The sequence below is a fragment of the Marinobacter litoralis genome (genome assembly GCF_003336705.1).
GTDB classification, from domain to species: domain Bacteria; phylum Pseudomonadota; class Gammaproteobacteria; order Pseudomonadales; family Oleiphilaceae; genus Marinobacter; species Marinobacter litoralis.
This window is the reverse complement of record NZ_QMDL01000001.1, coordinates 1-14,479: the sequence shown is the minus strand read 5'-3', so window position 1 is coordinate 14,479 and position 14,479 is coordinate 1. Positions and strand designations below refer to the sequence as shown.

Below are 14,479 nucleotides of genomic sequence, written 5' to 3'. Positions count from 1 at the left end.
ATACCCCTGCAGCCGTCTACGCGCAAGCGCTTTAGCCTTCCTTCATCTCCAAGGCCCGCTGATAGAGCTCATTCTTCCCCAGGCCACAGACATCCGCCACGATTCTAGCCGCCTTTTTCACCGGCAGCTCTTTAACCAGCATCGCCAGCAGCTTATCAGCATCGACAGATGCCTCTGCCCCCTGCTCACCTTCCCAGCCCCGAATCATCACCACGAACTCCCCCTTGGAACCATGCGGATCGGCTTTCAGCTCCGACAACAACTCTCCAGCAGGGCCGGCGTAGAAGGTCTCGAAGGCCTTGGTCAGCTCCCGGCCTAGCACGCACTCGCGATCCGCGCCCAGAACGTCAATAAGATCTTCCATAAAGTCGGCGATTCGGTGAGGAGACTCATAGAACACCAGGGTCGCCGGCTGATGCTTAAAACTTTCCAGCGCGGTCTTTCGCCCCACCCTCTTGGCTGGCAAAAAGCCTGCGAACAAAAACTGATCGGTCGGCAATCCGGCTGCCGAAAGCGCAGCCACCAGAGCGCATGCGCCGGGTATCGGTGAAACCGGATAGCCAGCCGCCCGGGCCTCTCGTACCAGTATGTAGCCAGGATCTGAAATCAGAGGCGTACCCGCATCAGACACCAAAGCGACACTCTGCCCTTGCGACAAGGCATCAAGAATCTGACTAACCCGAGCGCGTTCGTTGTGATCATGGAGCGCAAGCATCTGCTTGTTTAGCCCGAGATGATTAAGCAGCCTGCCGCTGTGGCGGGTATCCTCGGCCGCCACCAAATCCGCCTTGGCCAATACCTGGCGCGCCCGCTCCGTTAAATCATCCAGATTTCCGATCGGCGTTGCGACAACATACAGCTGTCCACCGGGACTAACGGGCGTTCGCTCAGAACTGGGCATAAAATGACTCCGGAGAATTGATAACATAGTCTTATAGCCGGCCCATGACAGGCACGTCATGTGAAATAGGCTGGGAGCTGGTAAACTTGCCAGCTAATTAGCGGCATCACAAGCCCAATGATCCGGAGACACCGAGCCTGCCATGATGACATACCGCAACTCATTACCTACGTTTACGCTACTGGCCGTGCTAATCACCCTGTTTAGCGGCTGTGCTTCCATTAATCTGGACACCCATGTTGCTGAAACGCCGGAACAGGCCCTAACAATAGCGGCCGATGAAAACGACCCGCAAAGCGCCCAGCGTTACCTGCTCCGCATAGCCAGCGATTACCAGACGAAAGGCAACCACACCGCGGCCAGAAAAATACTTCGGCACGACCTGCTGAAGTCAGCCGAAGGCCAGCCTCTCGAACAGCGACGGCTGCTTGCCATGGCAAGCGCGATCGAGCTTGAAGACCGAGGCTGGGCCAAAGAACTCGCCGCCACGGGCAACACTGAAGACTTCCTGAATTACCCGAGCGATTTATTGCCCCGGGCTGCAAACCTGCAAGCACAAACCTACGCGCTGGCGGGGAAATCTCTTGATGCAGCCACGACACTGATCTTGCTTGGTCAGACCGACAGCAGCACAAGCCCTCAGAGTATTCATGACAAAATCTGGAGCCAACTGAAAAACGTTGATTCATCAGAATTGCAGGCCAGCACGAACAACGCCATCGGGTTTGAAAATCAAGGCTGGCTTGAATTGGCAATGACACTCCGGAATACAGACGGCAACCTCGATGCGCAAGGCCGGCTCATTCGCCAATGGCAAAATAACTGGCCGGGGCACCCCGCCGCCCAAACCCTGCCGATAGAACTGGCCCTTATGGCTGACATCTCGTCGTCACGGCCCGAAAACATTGTGTTGGCGCTACCCCTCAACGGCCCCTTGGCCAGCGCAGGAAAAGCGATTCGAGATGGCTTCATCGCGGCCTATTACAACGACACCAGCGCCAATCGCAGCAAAACAGATATCCGCGTTGTGGATACGGCTAACCAGCCTTTCCGAGACCTCTACAGCAAGCTCAGTAGCAGTAAAGTGGACCTGATTGTTGGCCCACTCGAGAAAGAGGGCTTAACCGAACTCGCCGACATGAACACCCTCCCGGTACCCGTGCTGGGCCTGAATTACCTACCAGCCGGCCGCAAAGCACCTAACGGCTTATACCAATACGGACTGTCTGCTGAGGACGAAGCACGACAAATTGCCGAGCAGCTAGCGGAAGACAACATCACCCGCATTCTGGCCCTGATCCCGAACGGTGAGTGGGGCGATCGGGTTGCCGCGGCCCTGACCAACAAGCTTCAGGAAACCGGAGTAACGGCACTGCACGTTCAGCGATTCTTTCCGGAAGACAACCTGCGCGCCATTACCGCAGACGTTCTCGGCGTAACGGCGTCTCGCCAGCGCGCAATCGACGTCGAACGCACAATTGGCCTGAATGTGGAATTCGAACCCCGGCCACGCCAAGATGCTGAGGCTATCGTGATGGTTGCAGCCCCGACTATCGCAAGGCAATTCAAGCCTCTATTCGCGTTCTATTTTGCCGGAAACCTCCCCGTTTACGCGCCATCCATCACCTATGAAGGTGTACCTAACCCCAGCAGGGATCGCGATCTGAACAACGTGATCTTCACCGATATCCCTTGGGTTCTCGCAGAAAACAGCCCGCTTCGCAGCGATGCCGAACAGTATCTCACCGGTACCAAAGGCCAGCTAGGACGACTGTTTGCGATGGGCGCCGATGCCTGGCAGCTCAGCAAGCGCCTACCGCTTCTTCAGCAAGTCAACGATGCGGCTATAAACGGTCATACGGGCACACTGACCATGACGCAAACTGGCTCCATACACAGAGAGCAACTGTGGGCCAAGTTCGTTAATGGCACGCCCGAAATACTTGAGACAAAATCCCCCGACGCTCTCGTAACGGGCGAATAACAACCAGCTAACGACAAATCATGGCCAAGGAAGGCAAAAAGGCGTTAGGCGACTTCTACGAAGGAGTTGCCGCCCGTTACCTTATTAGCCGGGGCGTTTCCATAATTGAACGCAACGTCTACAACCGGGGTGGAGAGATTGACCTCATCGGACTCGATGGCGGCGCGTTAGTGTTTTTTGAAGTCCGCTACCGCAAAGCCGAAAGCCTGGTGGACCCGCTGGACTCGATCACTCCGACCAAGCAGAAGCGATTGATTCGAGCCGCCTCGTTTTATCTACACCGAAACAACCTTTGGGATGCAGTAACGCGCATCGACGTGGTCGGTATTACGCCGGGAACTACCAGCAAATACCGGGTACAATGGGTTAAAAATGCAATTCAGGCAGATTAATACCGGCACCATGACCAATACCGAAGAAAGAATCAATTACTGGTTTGCAAACCACATGGAACAGACAGCACAAGCCGCTGTCACCGCAGGCCCCGCCATCGGGGGTGTGGCTGATGCGTTCGTTAGCACGCTTCTTCAGGATGGCAAAATAATCGCTTGCGCGAACGGCAATGCCAACGTGCTCACCCAATACCTATGCACAGCGCTTTTATCCCGCTTTGATCAGGACCGACCAGCATTGCCGGCCATTAATTTGGGTGCCGATGCCACCACTTACTCTGCCATCTGCCGAGACAACCGCTTTAACGATACGTTTTCAAGACAAGTGAGAGCTGTAGGTAAGCCCGGTGATCTGCTATTTGTGGTCGTTGACGACGGCCATAAAGCGAATTTGATTCAAGCAATCCAAGCCGCCCACGACCGGGAAATGATGGTCGTGGTCCTTAGCGCACGAGAGAAGTCTGATATTACCTCGTTGATGCACCCCGAAGACCACGAAGTCGCATTGAATGATCTGGCGCCACACGAAGCCACACCACTTATGATGGTGATCATCAACGCCTTGTGTGACCAGATAGACGCAAAACTATTTGGCGGGTAAGAAAAAAGCCGGCGAACCGGCTTTTTTCTTATTTCACTACTTTCAGCGTTGGCCTGCCCGAAGGCCGCTCATCCGCTTTTTGGGCTGGAGCATCATCCCCACCCCCTTCCGGATCAGGAAAACCAGGCTCGCTGCCGAACACCATTCCTTCACCGTTTTCTTTTGCGTAGATTGCTAGCACCGCCTGCAGCGGGATAAACACCTGCATTGGCACACCGCCAAACCGGGCGCTAAACTCGATCGCCCCATTACCAATCACCAGACCTCTTACGGCGCCAGTGCTGATATTCAGGACAATCTGACCATTAGCCACGTGCTCTGTTGGCACCTGAACGCCCTGAACGCCCGCATCCACCACGATGTATGGCGTGCAGTCGTTATCCAGGATCCATTCATTGAGCGCCCTAACCAAGTAGGGGCGGCTGGAGGTCATGGTAACATTTAAATCAGACACTACAACAACTCCTGATCTGGAACCCGGGCGCTAAATCATCAACTGCGAATGTCTTCTTCAAGATCAGAGAGACTCGCCTTAAAGCCTTCGCGGCTAAAGATACTCTCCATATACTTGAGCAATGGCTTGGCCTGCTTGTCTTTATCGCTCAGGTCGATACCCAGAGCTGGCAGACGCCACAGGATCGGCGCAATGCAGCAATCCACAATGGTGAACTCTTCAGACAAGAAGAACGGCATTTCTGCAAACAGAGGGCCGGTTGCCAGCAAACTTTCTTTCAGCTCTTTACGAGCAGCATCTGAAGCCTTGCCAGTTGGCTGAGCAACTATCTGGTCAACCAGAGCACACCAGTCTTTTTGAATCCGGTGGATCATCAAGCGACTGTTGGCTCGTGCAACGGGGTACACAGGCAAAAGCGGTGGATGCGGGAAACGCTCATCCAGATACTCCATCATGATGTTCGGTTCGTACAGAACCAAATCACGATCCACCAATGTCGGTACGGCGTTGTACGGGTTCAGATCCGCCAATTCTGCCGGAGGGTTGTCCGGCTCCACATCAACAACATCAACGGTAACACCCTTCTCTGCCAATACAATACGCACACGATGGCTGTAATGACTGTTCGGGTCCGAGAAAAAAGTCATTGATGACCGCTTGGTCACAACGCCCATATAAGCTACCTCACGATTCTAAAATCGAAACAATCCAATAAACGCAAAAAACCAGCGGTCCTTTGAGGGACCGCTGGAATCTAGGATCAAGGATTATACCCTAAATCTTAATGTACGTCTTTCCAGTACTCGCGATTGAGCAAGTATGCGAAGACGAAGAAGATGGCCACGAAGATCAGCACGAAAATACCGAGACGCTCGCGCTCAACTTTTACCGGGTCACCCATGTAGGACATGAAGTTGGTCAGATCCCACATTGCCTGATCGAACTCAGCACCACTCATGCTGCCTTCGATAGCGTACTCAGGACACACATCACCGTTATTGATGTTGCCACTGAGGGGCTCGACACTCGCCTTAACGCCAACATTGGGCTTAACTGCGCACAACCCCTGCAAACCCACCATCACATGAGGCATACCAACCAGGTCAAAGACCACGTTGTTCACGCCCAAAGGACGACTGTCGTCTTTGTAGAACCCACGCAGGTAAGAATACACCCAGGATTCACCACGCAGACGAGTCTCCAGCGTCAAGTCTGGTGGCGGAGCACCAAACCAACCTGCAGCCATACTCTTGTCCATAGAGTTCTTCATCAATTCACCGATCTTGGCACCGGTGAAAATCAGGTTCTCTTCGTACAACGCTGCCGGAATTTCCAGATCGTCAGAAACACGCTTGTAACGAGCGTACTCCATAGAGTGGCAACCCATGCAGTAGTTGGTAAACAACGCTGCACCGCGCTGCAAAGACGCTTTATCGGTGTGATCCGGGGTCATCTCGTCCAGAGGAACCGCGGCACCCGCTGCCAGCCCGAGAGCCGGCAGGATCGCTATGAAAAGACCAAATATCAGCTTTCTCATTATCCTGTCACCCTCTCTGGCACTGGCTTGGTTTTCTCCATGCGCGTGTAGAACGGCATGAGAATAAAGTACGCGAAGTACAGCACGGTCAGGATCTGGGCAACAGTGGTGCGACCTTCCGTTGCCGGAACGATACCCAGGTAACCCAATACTACGAAGCTGATTACAAAAATCGTCAGTGCGATCTTGCTCAACCAACCTTTGTAGCGAATGGACCGAACCGGACTTCTATCCAACCAAGGCAACACGAACAGGATTGCGATGGCCGCGCCCATAACAACCACACCCCAGAACTTGGCATCGAGACCGAACAGATCAACGGTTACCGCGCGCAACATGGCGTAGAAGGGCGTGAAGTACCATACCGGAGCAATGTGTTCCGGAGTCTTCAGGTTGTTAGCCGGCTCGAAATTTGGCTTCTCGAGGAACAGACCACCCATTTCTGGGAAGAAGAACACCACAATAAAGAAGATAAAGAAGAACACCGCCACACCCAGCAAATCGTGCACTGAGTAGTACGGGTGGAACGGAATACCGTCTTTCGGAATGCCGTTTTCGTCTTTGTTTTTCTTGATGTCGATGCCGTCAGGGTTATTGGAACCCACTTCGTGCAACGCCAGAATGTGCAGCACAACCAGCGCCAGCAGAACGATCGGTAGCGCAACCACGTGCAGTGCGAAGAAGCGGTTCAGCGTGATACCGGAAATCAGGTAGTCACCACGGATCCACAAAGACAGATCTTCGCCGATCACCGGAATAGCGCCAAACAGGTTAACGATAACCTGAGCACCCCAGTAGGACATCTGACCCCAAGGCAGCAGGTAACCCATAAAGGCTTCTGCCATCAGCACCAGGTAAATCAGCATGCCGAAGATCCAGATCAGCTCGCGAGGCTTCTGATAAGAACCGTACATCAGCCCACGGAACATGTGGAGGTAAACCACCACGAAGAACGCTGACGCGCCCGTAGAGTGCAGATAACGCAGCAACCAGCCCCACTCGACATCACGCATGATGTACTCAACGGAGGCGAATGCACCCTCACCAGACGGGTTGTAGCTCATGGTCAGCCAGATGCCGGTAACCAACTGGTTAACCAGAACGAGCATGGCCAGAGAGCCAAAGAAGTACCAGAAGTTAAAGTTTTTGGGCGCGTAATACTTCCCAACGTGCTTATTCCAGGCATCAATGACCGGTAGACGCTCATCTACCCAATTTAGAAGTTTTTGCATTACGCTGCCTCCGGATCAAGACCAATCGTCAAGGTCGCATCGTTATCGAACCGGTAAGGCGGTACTTCCAGGTTCAGAGGCGCAGGCTGCCCGCTGAGTACGCGGCCCGACAAATCGAACTTGGAGCCGTGACATGGGCAAAAGAACCCACCCAACCACTCTTCACCCAGATCTGCTGGAGCCACCTCAGGACGATAAGTAGGCACACATCCCAGGTGCGTACAGATACCCACAAGAACCATAAACTCCGGATTAAGGGAGCGATAGGTTCCTTTGATGTACTCCGGCTGCTGACTGGACGCAGTCGATTCTGGATCTTTCAACCGAGGGGTCATTTCTTCAACGCGATCCAGCATATCTTTGGACCGGCGCACAACCCACACAGGCTTGCCCCGCCATTCAACAGTGACCTGCTGACCTGGCTCAATTTTGTCGACATTCATTGTTACCGGTGCACCGGCCGCTTCCGCTTTTGCGCTGGGGTTCCAGGACGCTACGAAAGGAACAGCTGCACCGACGACGCCGACACCACCTACCACGGATGTGGCACCGATTAGAAATCGGCGCCGACCTTGGCTCACGTCGCCATTACTCATTATGGTTTTCTCCCATCAGGCGAGGCACAGACGCGGAAACACCGATACTGCGCTTCGAAAAGGACTTCACAACCCAAAATTATAAGCGAGGAAATGGTAATGAAATTAACCTTAGCTTACAAGTTAGAAAGGCCCAGTGCTGGCCCTATCCCTGCGCCAGATCAAAATTTTTTACAGTCTTCAGACACAAAAAAACCCGACCAAAAGATCGGGTTTTTCCATCGGCACGAAGTGCTGATTAACGCTTGGAGAACTGCGGACGCTTACGCGCTTTACGCAGACCAACCTTCTTACGCTCAACCTTACGTGCGTCACGGGTAACATAACCCGCTTCGCGCATCGCTGGGCGCAGAGTTTCGTCGTAGTCCATCAGTGCGCGAGTCAGACCGTGGCGGATAGCGCCCGCTTGACCACTGATACCACCACCCTTAACAGTGATGTTGATATCGAAACGATCTTCAGAACCCGCAACAACCAGAGGCTGACGAACGATCATCCGAAGTGTCTCACGACCGAAGAATTCTTCGATGGTGCGACCATTGATAGAGATGTTACCGCTTCCCGGCTTGATAAAAACCCGAGCCGTGGATGACTTGCGGCGACCAGTACCGTAATTTTGTGCTACAGACATATTCGCCTTCCGTTAAATGTCGAGTTCTTTGGGCTGCTGGGCGGCATGCGCATGCTCAGCGCCGGCGTACACTTTCAGCTTCTTGAACATGGCACGGCCAAGCGGACCTTTCGGAAGCATGCCTTTCACAGACTTCTGAATGATTTGCTCGGGAGCCTTGTCAACCAGCTTCTCGAAATTGATGGATTTGATTCCACCTGGAAAGCCGGTATGGCTGTAATACATCTTATCAGATGCCTTGTTGCCGGTAACCTTCACCTGGCTGGCATTGATAACAACGATATAATCGCCAGTGTCCACATGAGGGGTATACTCAGGCTTATGCTTGCCCCGCAGACGAAGGGCGATTTCGGTTGACAGACGACCCAGCGTCTTGCCGGCTGCGTCTACAACGTACCAGTCACGTTTTACAGTTTCTGGTTTCGCACTCAGAGTCTTCATTGATTCCGCCTTGAACGCTAAAAGAAACGTTAAAAACCACCACCGGTACATGCAAGGCATCCGGAGGAGGTCCATACCTAGTTTGCGCTGGCACTATTCGGGGCTGAGATAGTGACATCGCCTTGAAAAGCCAGGGCGCGAAGTATACTCGAACCCCGAAAGAAAGCCAACCCTACGTCGCGTTGTCTCGTAAATCCCCTACGCGACCTTTAATTTGGCGCTAACACATCCGCAGCCAGGCCATAGAGCCTGCCAACATTTGCCATCAGTGCCTCGGCAAGGTCATCCTCGCATTCACCCCGAAGCCCGGCCAACCGGGCTAGAATATCCGGAACATACACCGGCGAGTTTTGCCCTTTAGGCACTCCCGCAGGCGACATGTCCGGGGCATCGGTTTCCAGAACCAACACGTCCGTTGGCAGCCTGGCAATCACATCTCGGGTTTTCTTGGCCCGGTCGTGAGTGATGACGCCGCCCACTCCAATATAGCAGCCCAACTCGATAAAGTGACAGGCTTGCTGATAGCTTCCCGAAAAGCCGTGAATCAATGCGCGCCCCTGCCAACGCTCTGAACGCAGCAAAGCGGCTACTTGATCGTGAGCTTTAACGGAGTGGATCACCAGCGGCAGACCAAAACGAGCAGCGATTTGCACTTGCGTCGCGAACCACGGTTTCTGATCATCGATCGAGCCTCGCAAACTGTCGAGGCCGCACTCTCCCACGCCGAGACACCCTGGCACAGCACTCTCAAGCGCCGCCTCCAAAACCTCCAGATCTTCCGGGCCGTGCTCGGCCACGAACCAAGGATGAATACCTAAGCAATACCACAACCCTGCCCCGGGCTCTGATAAAGACTCCAAACGGCCCCAATCTCGCCGCCGAACCCCGGGCATCACCAAACCATGCACGCCTGCCGCCTTCGCACATGCCAACACCTGCTCCCGGCGCCCATCAAACTCCGGAAAATCGAAATGGCAATGGGCATCAAACAGGCGCATTTTCAGCTCCGCTAAGTTAGGTTAGTGCTCTCGGGTTTTATGGAACTGAATATCCGGGTAGCGCTCCTGAGCCAAACTCAGGTTCACCATCGTGGGCGCGATATACGCCAGTCGATCACCACCGTCCAAAGCCACATTTTCCTGATTCTTGCGCTGGAATTCTTCCAGCTTGCGTTCGTCGTCACAGGTTACCCAACGTGCAGTCGCGACGTTGATAGGCTCATAGATAGCCTCTACCTTGTACTCACTCTTCAATCGCGCAACCACCACATCAAACTGCAGCACCCCGACAGCACCTACTATCAGGTCGTTGTTCTTAAATGGCCGGAACACCTGAACCGCGCCCTCCTCAGAGAGCTGAATCAAACCTTTCTGCAGTTGCTTAGCTTTCAACGGATCTTTCAAACGAATCCGACGGAACAGCTCCGGAGCGAAGTTCGGAATGCCGGTGAACTTCATATCTTCACCCGCGGTGAACGTATCACCAAGCTGTATGGTTCCGTGGTTGTGCAAGCCAATGATGTCGCCTGCAAACGCCTGCTCGGCGTGCTCTCGATCACCAGCCATGAACGTTAATGCGTCGGAAAAACGAACATCCTTACCAATGCGTACGTGCCGAGCTTTCATGCCCTGCTTATAGCTGCCTGAAACGATGCGAACAAACGCTATCCTGTCACGGTGCTGAGGGTCCATGTTCGCCTGGATCTTGAAGACAAACCCGGAGAACCCCTCTTCCTCCGGATCAACCGTGCGCACATCGGTGGCTCGTGGCTGGGGTGTGGGAGCCCATTCAACCAGGCCATCAAGCATATGGTCGACACCAAAGTTACCCAGCGCGGTACCGAAGAATACGGGCGTCAGCTCACCTGCAAGGAAGGCCTCTTGATCAAACTCATGGGAAGCGCCTTTCACGAGCTCGATTTCATCTCGCAGATCTGCGGCATAGCCACCAAGCGCCTCGTCCAACTCAGGGTTATCCAGCCCTTTAATTACGCGCCGCTCCTGAATGGTGTGGCCCTGACCGGTTTGATAAAAGATCACCTCATCACGAATCAGGTGATACACACCCTTGAAACTTTTACCCATACCTATCGGCCAGGTCACCGGAGAGCAGGCAATCTTAAGTACGTCTTCCACTTCATCCATTAGCTCAATCGGATCACGCGTATCCCGATCGAGTTTATTCATGAAAGTAAGGATAGGGGTATCTCTAAGGCGCGTGACTTCCATCAGCTTGATAGTCCGTTCTTCAACGCCTTTAGCGCTGTCGATGACCATCAGGCACGAATCGACGGCGGTCAACGTACGGTAGGTATCCTCAGAGAAATCCTCGTGGCCCGGGGTGTCCAGCAGGTTCACCAGCTTGCCCCCATAGGGGAACTGCATCACCGAGGTGGTTACCGAGATGCCACGCTCTTTTTCCATTTCCATCCAGTCAGATTTTGCGTGCTGACCAGACTTCTTACCCTTTACCGTACCGGCCCTCTGCAGCGCTTGCCCGAACAACAGAACTTTTTCAGTAATGGTGGTTTTACCGGCGTCCGGGTGCGAGATAATCGCAAAGGTATGGCGATTGGCCACTTCCTTCGATAGGTTAGACATAAGACAACAGCCTGAATGGAATGGATGATAAACGGGGTATTATACGGGCTAGCGTGGGGTTAGGTGAACTGCAACTCCATGACTCTGGCATCTTCCCCTCCGGAAGGACCGGGATAGTATTTCGGCCTGACACCAATCTGCTGAAAACCTTCACTTCGATACAGCAACGTTGCCGCACGATTGCTTTTACGAACTTCCAGAATCATACACGCGAGATCGTCGTCCCTGGCAACCGCTATCGCATGTTGAAGGAGCTTTCGCCCCATCCCCATGCCCCGAAAATTCGGATGCACACACACATTGAGCAAGTGGGCCTCGTCAAACTGATAGCTGACGATGGCATAGCCAACCAACTCATCTTCGTAAACGAACGCCCACACTCGATAACTGCCTTTGAAACAATCCCGGAAGATGCCCTCAGTCCAAGGGTGCGAATGCCCAAGTCGCTCCAACTCCATGACTCGAGGAAGATCATCCTGGGTGAGCGGACGTATGCCGGAATCCGCCACCCCAACCGAGATAGTCGCTTGGCCGTCGTTCATAGAGCGGCTAACGGCTTAATCATTTGCCATAGCTCTCGCTTCAGCTGAGCATCCGATGCGAGCTTCGCCAAGCTTTCCGAAAAGCGAATCTCGGGCGCCTTTCCAAACGCCTTTTCAACCCAATCCGCGCCCTTCCCGAGCACAATCACCTGCCGCCCCGCCCCTTTGCCGTAGCTTTCGGAAATCGCCTCCAACAAATTATCAACACGGTTCAGCGAAACCTTCAGGTTATTGAATAATGGCCAATGGATAGCCCCGAGCCTCTTGATCGATGACTCACCCAGACTTTTCACTATGTTCGCCGCCAAAGTCTCTTGTAGTGACAAGCTAGCATCTTCGGACATCTCGGCGATCAATAAGATACGCTGGCCCTGCCACGCCTGGATAAAAAGGCGCGGCACAGCTTCGACTGCAAGAACCGGAACGGCAGCACGCTTTTCCGCCGGGGCTGGTCGCTCCTGAGAGGAATCCGCGCTTACTTCAGCCGCAGCTTGTTCAGGTTCAGGCTTAACCGGCTCTGCTGGCCGAGGCGTTTTAGCTGGCGCCTCAACCGCCGACATCAAACTCTGGAGATGCGCAATTTTGTCTCGACTGCGGGCCGCTTGTTCCGGATCTTTCTGCACGGGCAATGCCGCAGCGGCCACCGCAAACTCTGGCGCCTCCGCCTGATCGTCGAGGTCACTGAAGTCATACTCCGGGCTAGGTGCGGCTCCCGGAAGGGGCTCGCGCGCATACCACATCCTGACCCCGGCAACGCCGAGATAGAATTGCCTTGCCGCTTCCGTATGCATATCAACGAGACCCTATCGTTAGTGGTGAAGCTAACGGTGTTATATCAGACATCCGCAACCTGCGGGTGTTGCCGTATACCACCCGACGTCACCAGGTTTAGCGCCTCGATGTAAGCCTTCGCCGAAGCAATGATGATATCGGTATCCGCGCCTACGCCATTAACGATTCGACCACCACGTTCAAGCCGAACAGTCACCTCACCCTGGGCATCAGTACCACTGGTGATGTTGTTGACCGAGTACAGCTGCAGGTTACATCCAGAATCTACCAGCGACTCAATCGCCTTAAATGCCGCATCGACAGGACCACTGCCTTCGGACGTGACCGTGTGCTCAGTGCCATCAACCGTCAGGGTCAAGGTGGCTTTTGGCACAACACCCGTTTCTGATGCCACTTTCATACACACCAGACCGTAGCGGCCAATCTCTTCTTTCTGCTTGGTATCACTGGCAATGGCCTGAAGGTCTTCGTCAAAGATTTCATGCTTAAGATCGGCCAAGGCTTTGAAACGAGTGAACGCCTCGTTCAACTCGGTTTCTGTCTCGAACTGGATTCCCAATTCCTGCAAGCGAGTGCGGAAAGCATTTCGGCCAGAATGCTTGCCCAGAACCAGACTGTTGGTATGCCAACCAACATCCTGCGCCCTCATAATTTCATAGGTTTCCCGATGCTTCAGTACACCGTCCTGATGAATGCCGGACTCGTGGGCAAAAGCATTCGCGCCAACAATCGCCTTGTTAGGCTGAACAGGGAAACCGGTAATTGTCGACACCAGACGCGATGCCGGAACAATGTGCTCGGCATTCACTCGGGTATCGATATTGAACAGGTCTTTGCGAGTACGCACGGCCATTACAATTTCTTCGAGGGAGGCGTTACCAGCACGCTCACCCAAGCCGTTAATCGTACACTCCACCTGCCGTGCGCCGTTGGTCACGGCGGCAATAGAGTTCGCGACGGCAAGTCCGAGATCGTTATGGCAGTGAACCGAGAAAATCGCCTTGTCGGCATTGGGTATGCGGTTCAGCAACTGACGTATCGTCTCTCCGAACTCTTCAGGAATGGCATAACCTACGGTGTCGGGGATGTTAATGGTGGTCGCACCCGCATCGATCGCCGCTTCGATAATGCGACACAGGAAATCAAGCTCAGAACGCCCCGCATCTTCACAGGAGAATTCCACGTCATCAACGTGACTTCTCGCCCGTTTGACCGCACGCACTGCTTGCTCAACGACTTCATCTGGTTTCATCTGCAATTTGTGCTGCATGTGAATGGGCGAAGTGGCGATGAAGGTGTGGATGCGACCTTGAGCCGCCGGGCGAATAGCCTCTGCCGCTCGGTCGATGTCTTTATCGAGTGCGCGTGCAAGGCTACATATGGTCGATTCTTTGATGGTTTCAGCAATGGCTTTGACGGCTTCAAAGTCTCCTTGGCTGGCGATGGCGAAGCCTGCCTCGATCACGTCGACTCTCAGCTTTTCCAGCGCCTTGGCGATACGAAGTTTTTCATTCTTATTCATTGTTGCTCCGGGACTTTGTTCGCCGTCACGGAGAGTAGTATCGAAAATCACCAAATGATCAGGTGCAGCCATTGCCGGGCTCCCATCAGAAACTAAGTGTTGGTTATTGGCGTGAGTATATCACTTCTTAGTTTTAGGAGCGTACGCCGGTGAGTAGCCAGAAATGAAAAAACCCCAGCCTCTTTCGAAGCTGGGGTTTTGGTATTAAGAGTCTGACGATGACCTACTCTCACATGGGCAAGTGCCACACTACC

General features: G+C 53.8%; 16 protein-coding genes. 3 read left to right on the top strand and 13 right to left on the bottom strand.

Going from position 1 to position 14,479, the window contains the following annotated elements; all coding sequences use genetic code 11:
* Positions 1-31: 31 nt before the first annotated feature.
* Positions 32-901 carry a 16S rRNA (cytidine(1402)-2'-O)-methyltransferase gene (gene rsmI / locus DOQ08_RS00080; protein ID WP_114332881.1) on the bottom strand — a complete coding sequence of 290 codons (870 nt, stop codon included), beginning with the start codon at positions 899-901 and terminating at the stop codon, positions 32-34.
* A gap of 142 nt (positions 902-1,043) precedes the next feature.
* Between rsmI and DOQ08_RS00075 the strand changes: the two genes are divergently transcribed.
* Genes DOQ08_RS00075 through DOQ08_RS00065 form a run of 3 tightly spaced genes read left to right on the top strand, consistent with a single transcriptional unit; the run spans position 1,044 to position 3,878 of the window.
* Positions 1,044-2,885, top strand: a complete 1,842-nt coding sequence (locus tag DOQ08_RS00075; protein ID WP_227537426.1) for a penicillin-binding protein activator — start codon at positions 1,044-1,046, stop codon at positions 2,883-2,885.
* 20 nt (positions 2,886-2,905) lie between these two features.
* Entirely contained in the window at positions 2,906-3,277 is a 372-nt protein-coding gene (locus DOQ08_RS00070; RefSeq protein ID WP_114332880.1) for a YraN family protein, read from the top strand.
* Between the two features lie 10 nt (positions 3,278-3,287).
* Entirely contained in the window at positions 3,288-3,878 is a 591-nt protein-coding gene (locus DOQ08_RS00065; protein WP_114333850.1) for an SIS domain-containing protein, read from the top strand.
* A gap of 28 nt (positions 3,879-3,906) precedes the next feature.
* On the opposite strand, the gene DOQ08_RS00060 is transcribed toward DOQ08_RS00065, so the two are convergent.
* The 12 genes from DOQ08_RS00060 to DOQ08_RS00005 form a co-directional block, all read right to left on the bottom strand.
* On the bottom strand, positions 3,907-4,311 hold the full coding sequence (locus DOQ08_RS00060; protein ID WP_227537496.1) for a ClpXP protease specificity-enhancing factor: 405 nt from the start codon (positions 4,309-4,311) through the stop codon (positions 3,907-3,909).
* Between the two features lie 59 nt (positions 4,312-4,370).
* Positions 4,371-5,006 carry a glutathione S-transferase N-terminal domain-containing protein gene (locus tag DOQ08_RS00055; RefSeq protein WP_114332878.1) on the bottom strand — a complete coding sequence of 212 codons (636 nt, stop codon included), beginning with the start codon at positions 5,004-5,006 and terminating at the stop codon, positions 4,371-4,373.
* A 107-nt stretch (positions 5,007-5,113) separates the two neighbouring features.
* Positions 5,114-5,869: a cytochrome c1 gene (locus DOQ08_RS00050; protein WP_114332877.1), complete on the bottom strand. Its 756-nt coding sequence runs from the start codon at positions 5,867-5,869 to the stop codon at positions 5,114-5,116.
* Positions 5,869-7,101: a cytochrome b gene (locus tag DOQ08_RS00045; RefSeq protein ID WP_114332876.1), complete on the bottom strand. Its 1,233-nt coding sequence runs from the start codon at positions 7,099-7,101 to the stop codon at positions 5,869-5,871. The genes DOQ08_RS00050 and DOQ08_RS00045 overlap by 1 nt, the downstream gene beginning before the upstream one ends.
* Complete coding sequence (petA, locus tag DOQ08_RS00040) at positions 7,101-7,697, bottom strand: ubiquinol-cytochrome c reductase iron-sulfur subunit (RefSeq protein ID WP_114332875.1); 597 nt, start codon at positions 7,695-7,697, stop codon at positions 7,101-7,103. Before petA ends, DOQ08_RS00045 begins: the two co-directional genes overlap by 1 nt.
* Positions 7,698-7,935: 238 nt before the next feature.
* Positions 7,936-8,328: a 30S ribosomal protein S9 gene (rpsI, locus tag DOQ08_RS00035; protein WP_114332874.1), complete on the bottom strand. Its 393-nt coding sequence runs from the start codon at positions 8,326-8,328 to the stop codon at positions 7,936-7,938.
* A gap of 12 nt (positions 8,329-8,340) precedes the next feature.
* Positions 8,341-8,769 (bottom strand): 50S ribosomal protein L13, encoded by a 429-nt coding sequence (gene rplM, locus DOQ08_RS00030; RefSeq protein ID WP_114333849.1) that lies wholly within the window; start codon positions 8,767-8,769, stop codon positions 8,341-8,343.
* Between the two features lie 209 nt (positions 8,770-8,978).
* Complete coding sequence (locus DOQ08_RS00025; protein WP_114332873.1) at positions 8,979-9,767, bottom strand: TatD family hydrolase; 789 nt, start codon at positions 9,765-9,767, stop codon at positions 8,979-8,981.
* 21 nt (positions 9,768-9,788) lie between these two features.
* Entirely contained in the window at positions 9,789-11,369 is a 1,581-nt protein-coding gene (prfC, locus tag DOQ08_RS00020; RefSeq protein ID WP_114332872.1) for a peptide chain release factor 3, read from the bottom strand.
* Positions 11,370-11,428: 59 nt separating this feature from the next.
* Positions 11,429-11,911 (bottom strand): ribosomal protein S18-alanine N-acetyltransferase, encoded by a 483-nt coding sequence (gene rimI, locus DOQ08_RS00015; RefSeq protein ID WP_114332871.1) that lies wholly within the window; start codon positions 11,909-11,911, stop codon positions 11,429-11,431.
* Entirely contained in the window at positions 11,908-12,702 is a 795-nt protein-coding gene (locus DOQ08_RS00010) for a hypothetical protein (protein WP_133297149.1), read from the bottom strand. Before DOQ08_RS00010 ends, rimI begins: the two co-directional genes overlap by 4 nt.
* A 44-nt stretch (positions 12,703-12,746) precedes the next feature.
* Positions 12,747-14,297, bottom strand: a complete 1,551-nt coding sequence (locus DOQ08_RS00005; RefSeq protein ID WP_114332869.1) for a 2-isopropylmalate synthase — start codon at positions 14,295-14,297, stop codon at positions 12,747-12,749.
* Between the last annotated feature and the right edge of the window lie 182 nt (positions 14,298-14,479).

Excerpts from the sequence above, each read along its gene's own strand:
- rsmI (WP_114332881.1), bottom strand. The coding sequence starts at position 901 with ATGCCCAGTTCTGAGCGAACGCCCGTTAGTCCCGGTGGACAGCTGTAT.
- DOQ08_RS00075 (WP_227537426.1), top strand. The coding sequence starts at position 1,044 with ATGATGACATACCGCAACTCATTACCTACGTTTACGCTACTGGCCGTG.
- DOQ08_RS00070 (WP_114332880.1), top strand. The coding sequence starts at position 2,906 with ATGGCCAAGGAAGGCAAAAAGGCGTTAGGCGACTTCTACGAAGGAGTT.
- DOQ08_RS00065 (WP_114333850.1), top strand. The coding sequence starts at position 3,288 with ATGACCAATACCGAAGAAAGAATCAATTACTGGTTTGCAAACCACATG.
- DOQ08_RS00060 (WP_227537496.1), bottom strand. The coding sequence starts at position 4,311 with ATGACCTCCAGCCGCCCCTACTTGGTTAGGGCGCTCAATGAATGGATC.
- DOQ08_RS00055 (WP_114332878.1), bottom strand. The coding sequence starts at position 5,006 with ATGGGCGTTGTGACCAAGCGGTCATCAATGACTTTTTTCTCGGACCCG.
- DOQ08_RS00050 (WP_114332877.1), bottom strand. The coding sequence starts at position 5,869 with ATGAGAAAGCTGATATTTGGTCTTTTCATAGCGATCCTGCCGGCTCTC.
- DOQ08_RS00045 (WP_114332876.1), bottom strand. The coding sequence starts at position 7,101 with ATGCAAAAACTTCTAAATTGGGTAGATGAGCGTCTACCGGTCATTGAT.
- petA (WP_114332875.1), bottom strand. The coding sequence starts at position 7,697 with ATGAGTAATGGCGACGTGAGCCAAGGTCGGCGCCGATTTCTAATCGGT.
- rpsI (WP_114332874.1), bottom strand. The coding sequence starts at position 8,328 with ATGTCTGTAGCACAAAATTACGGTACTGGTCGCCGCAAGTCATCCACG.
- rplM (WP_114333849.1), bottom strand. The coding sequence starts at position 8,769 with ATGAAGACTCTGAGTGCGAAACCAGAAACTGTAAAACGTGACTGGTAC.
- DOQ08_RS00025 (WP_114332873.1), bottom strand. The coding sequence starts at position 9,767 with ATGCGCCTGTTTGATGCCCATTGCCATTTCGATTTTCCGGAGTTTGAT.
- prfC (WP_114332872.1), bottom strand. The coding sequence starts at position 11,369 with ATGTCTAACCTATCGAAGGAAGTGGCCAATCGCCATACCTTTGCGATT.
- rimI (WP_114332871.1), bottom strand. The coding sequence starts at position 11,911 with ATGAACGACGGCCAAGCGACTATCTCGGTTGGGGTGGCGGATTCCGGC.
- DOQ08_RS00010 (WP_133297149.1), bottom strand. The coding sequence starts at position 12,702 with ATGCATACGGAAGCGGCAAGGCAATTCTATCTCGGCGTTGCCGGGGTC.
- DOQ08_RS00005 (WP_114332869.1), bottom strand. The coding sequence starts at position 14,297 with ATGGCTGCACCTGATCATTTGGTGATTTTCGATACTACTCTCCGTGAC.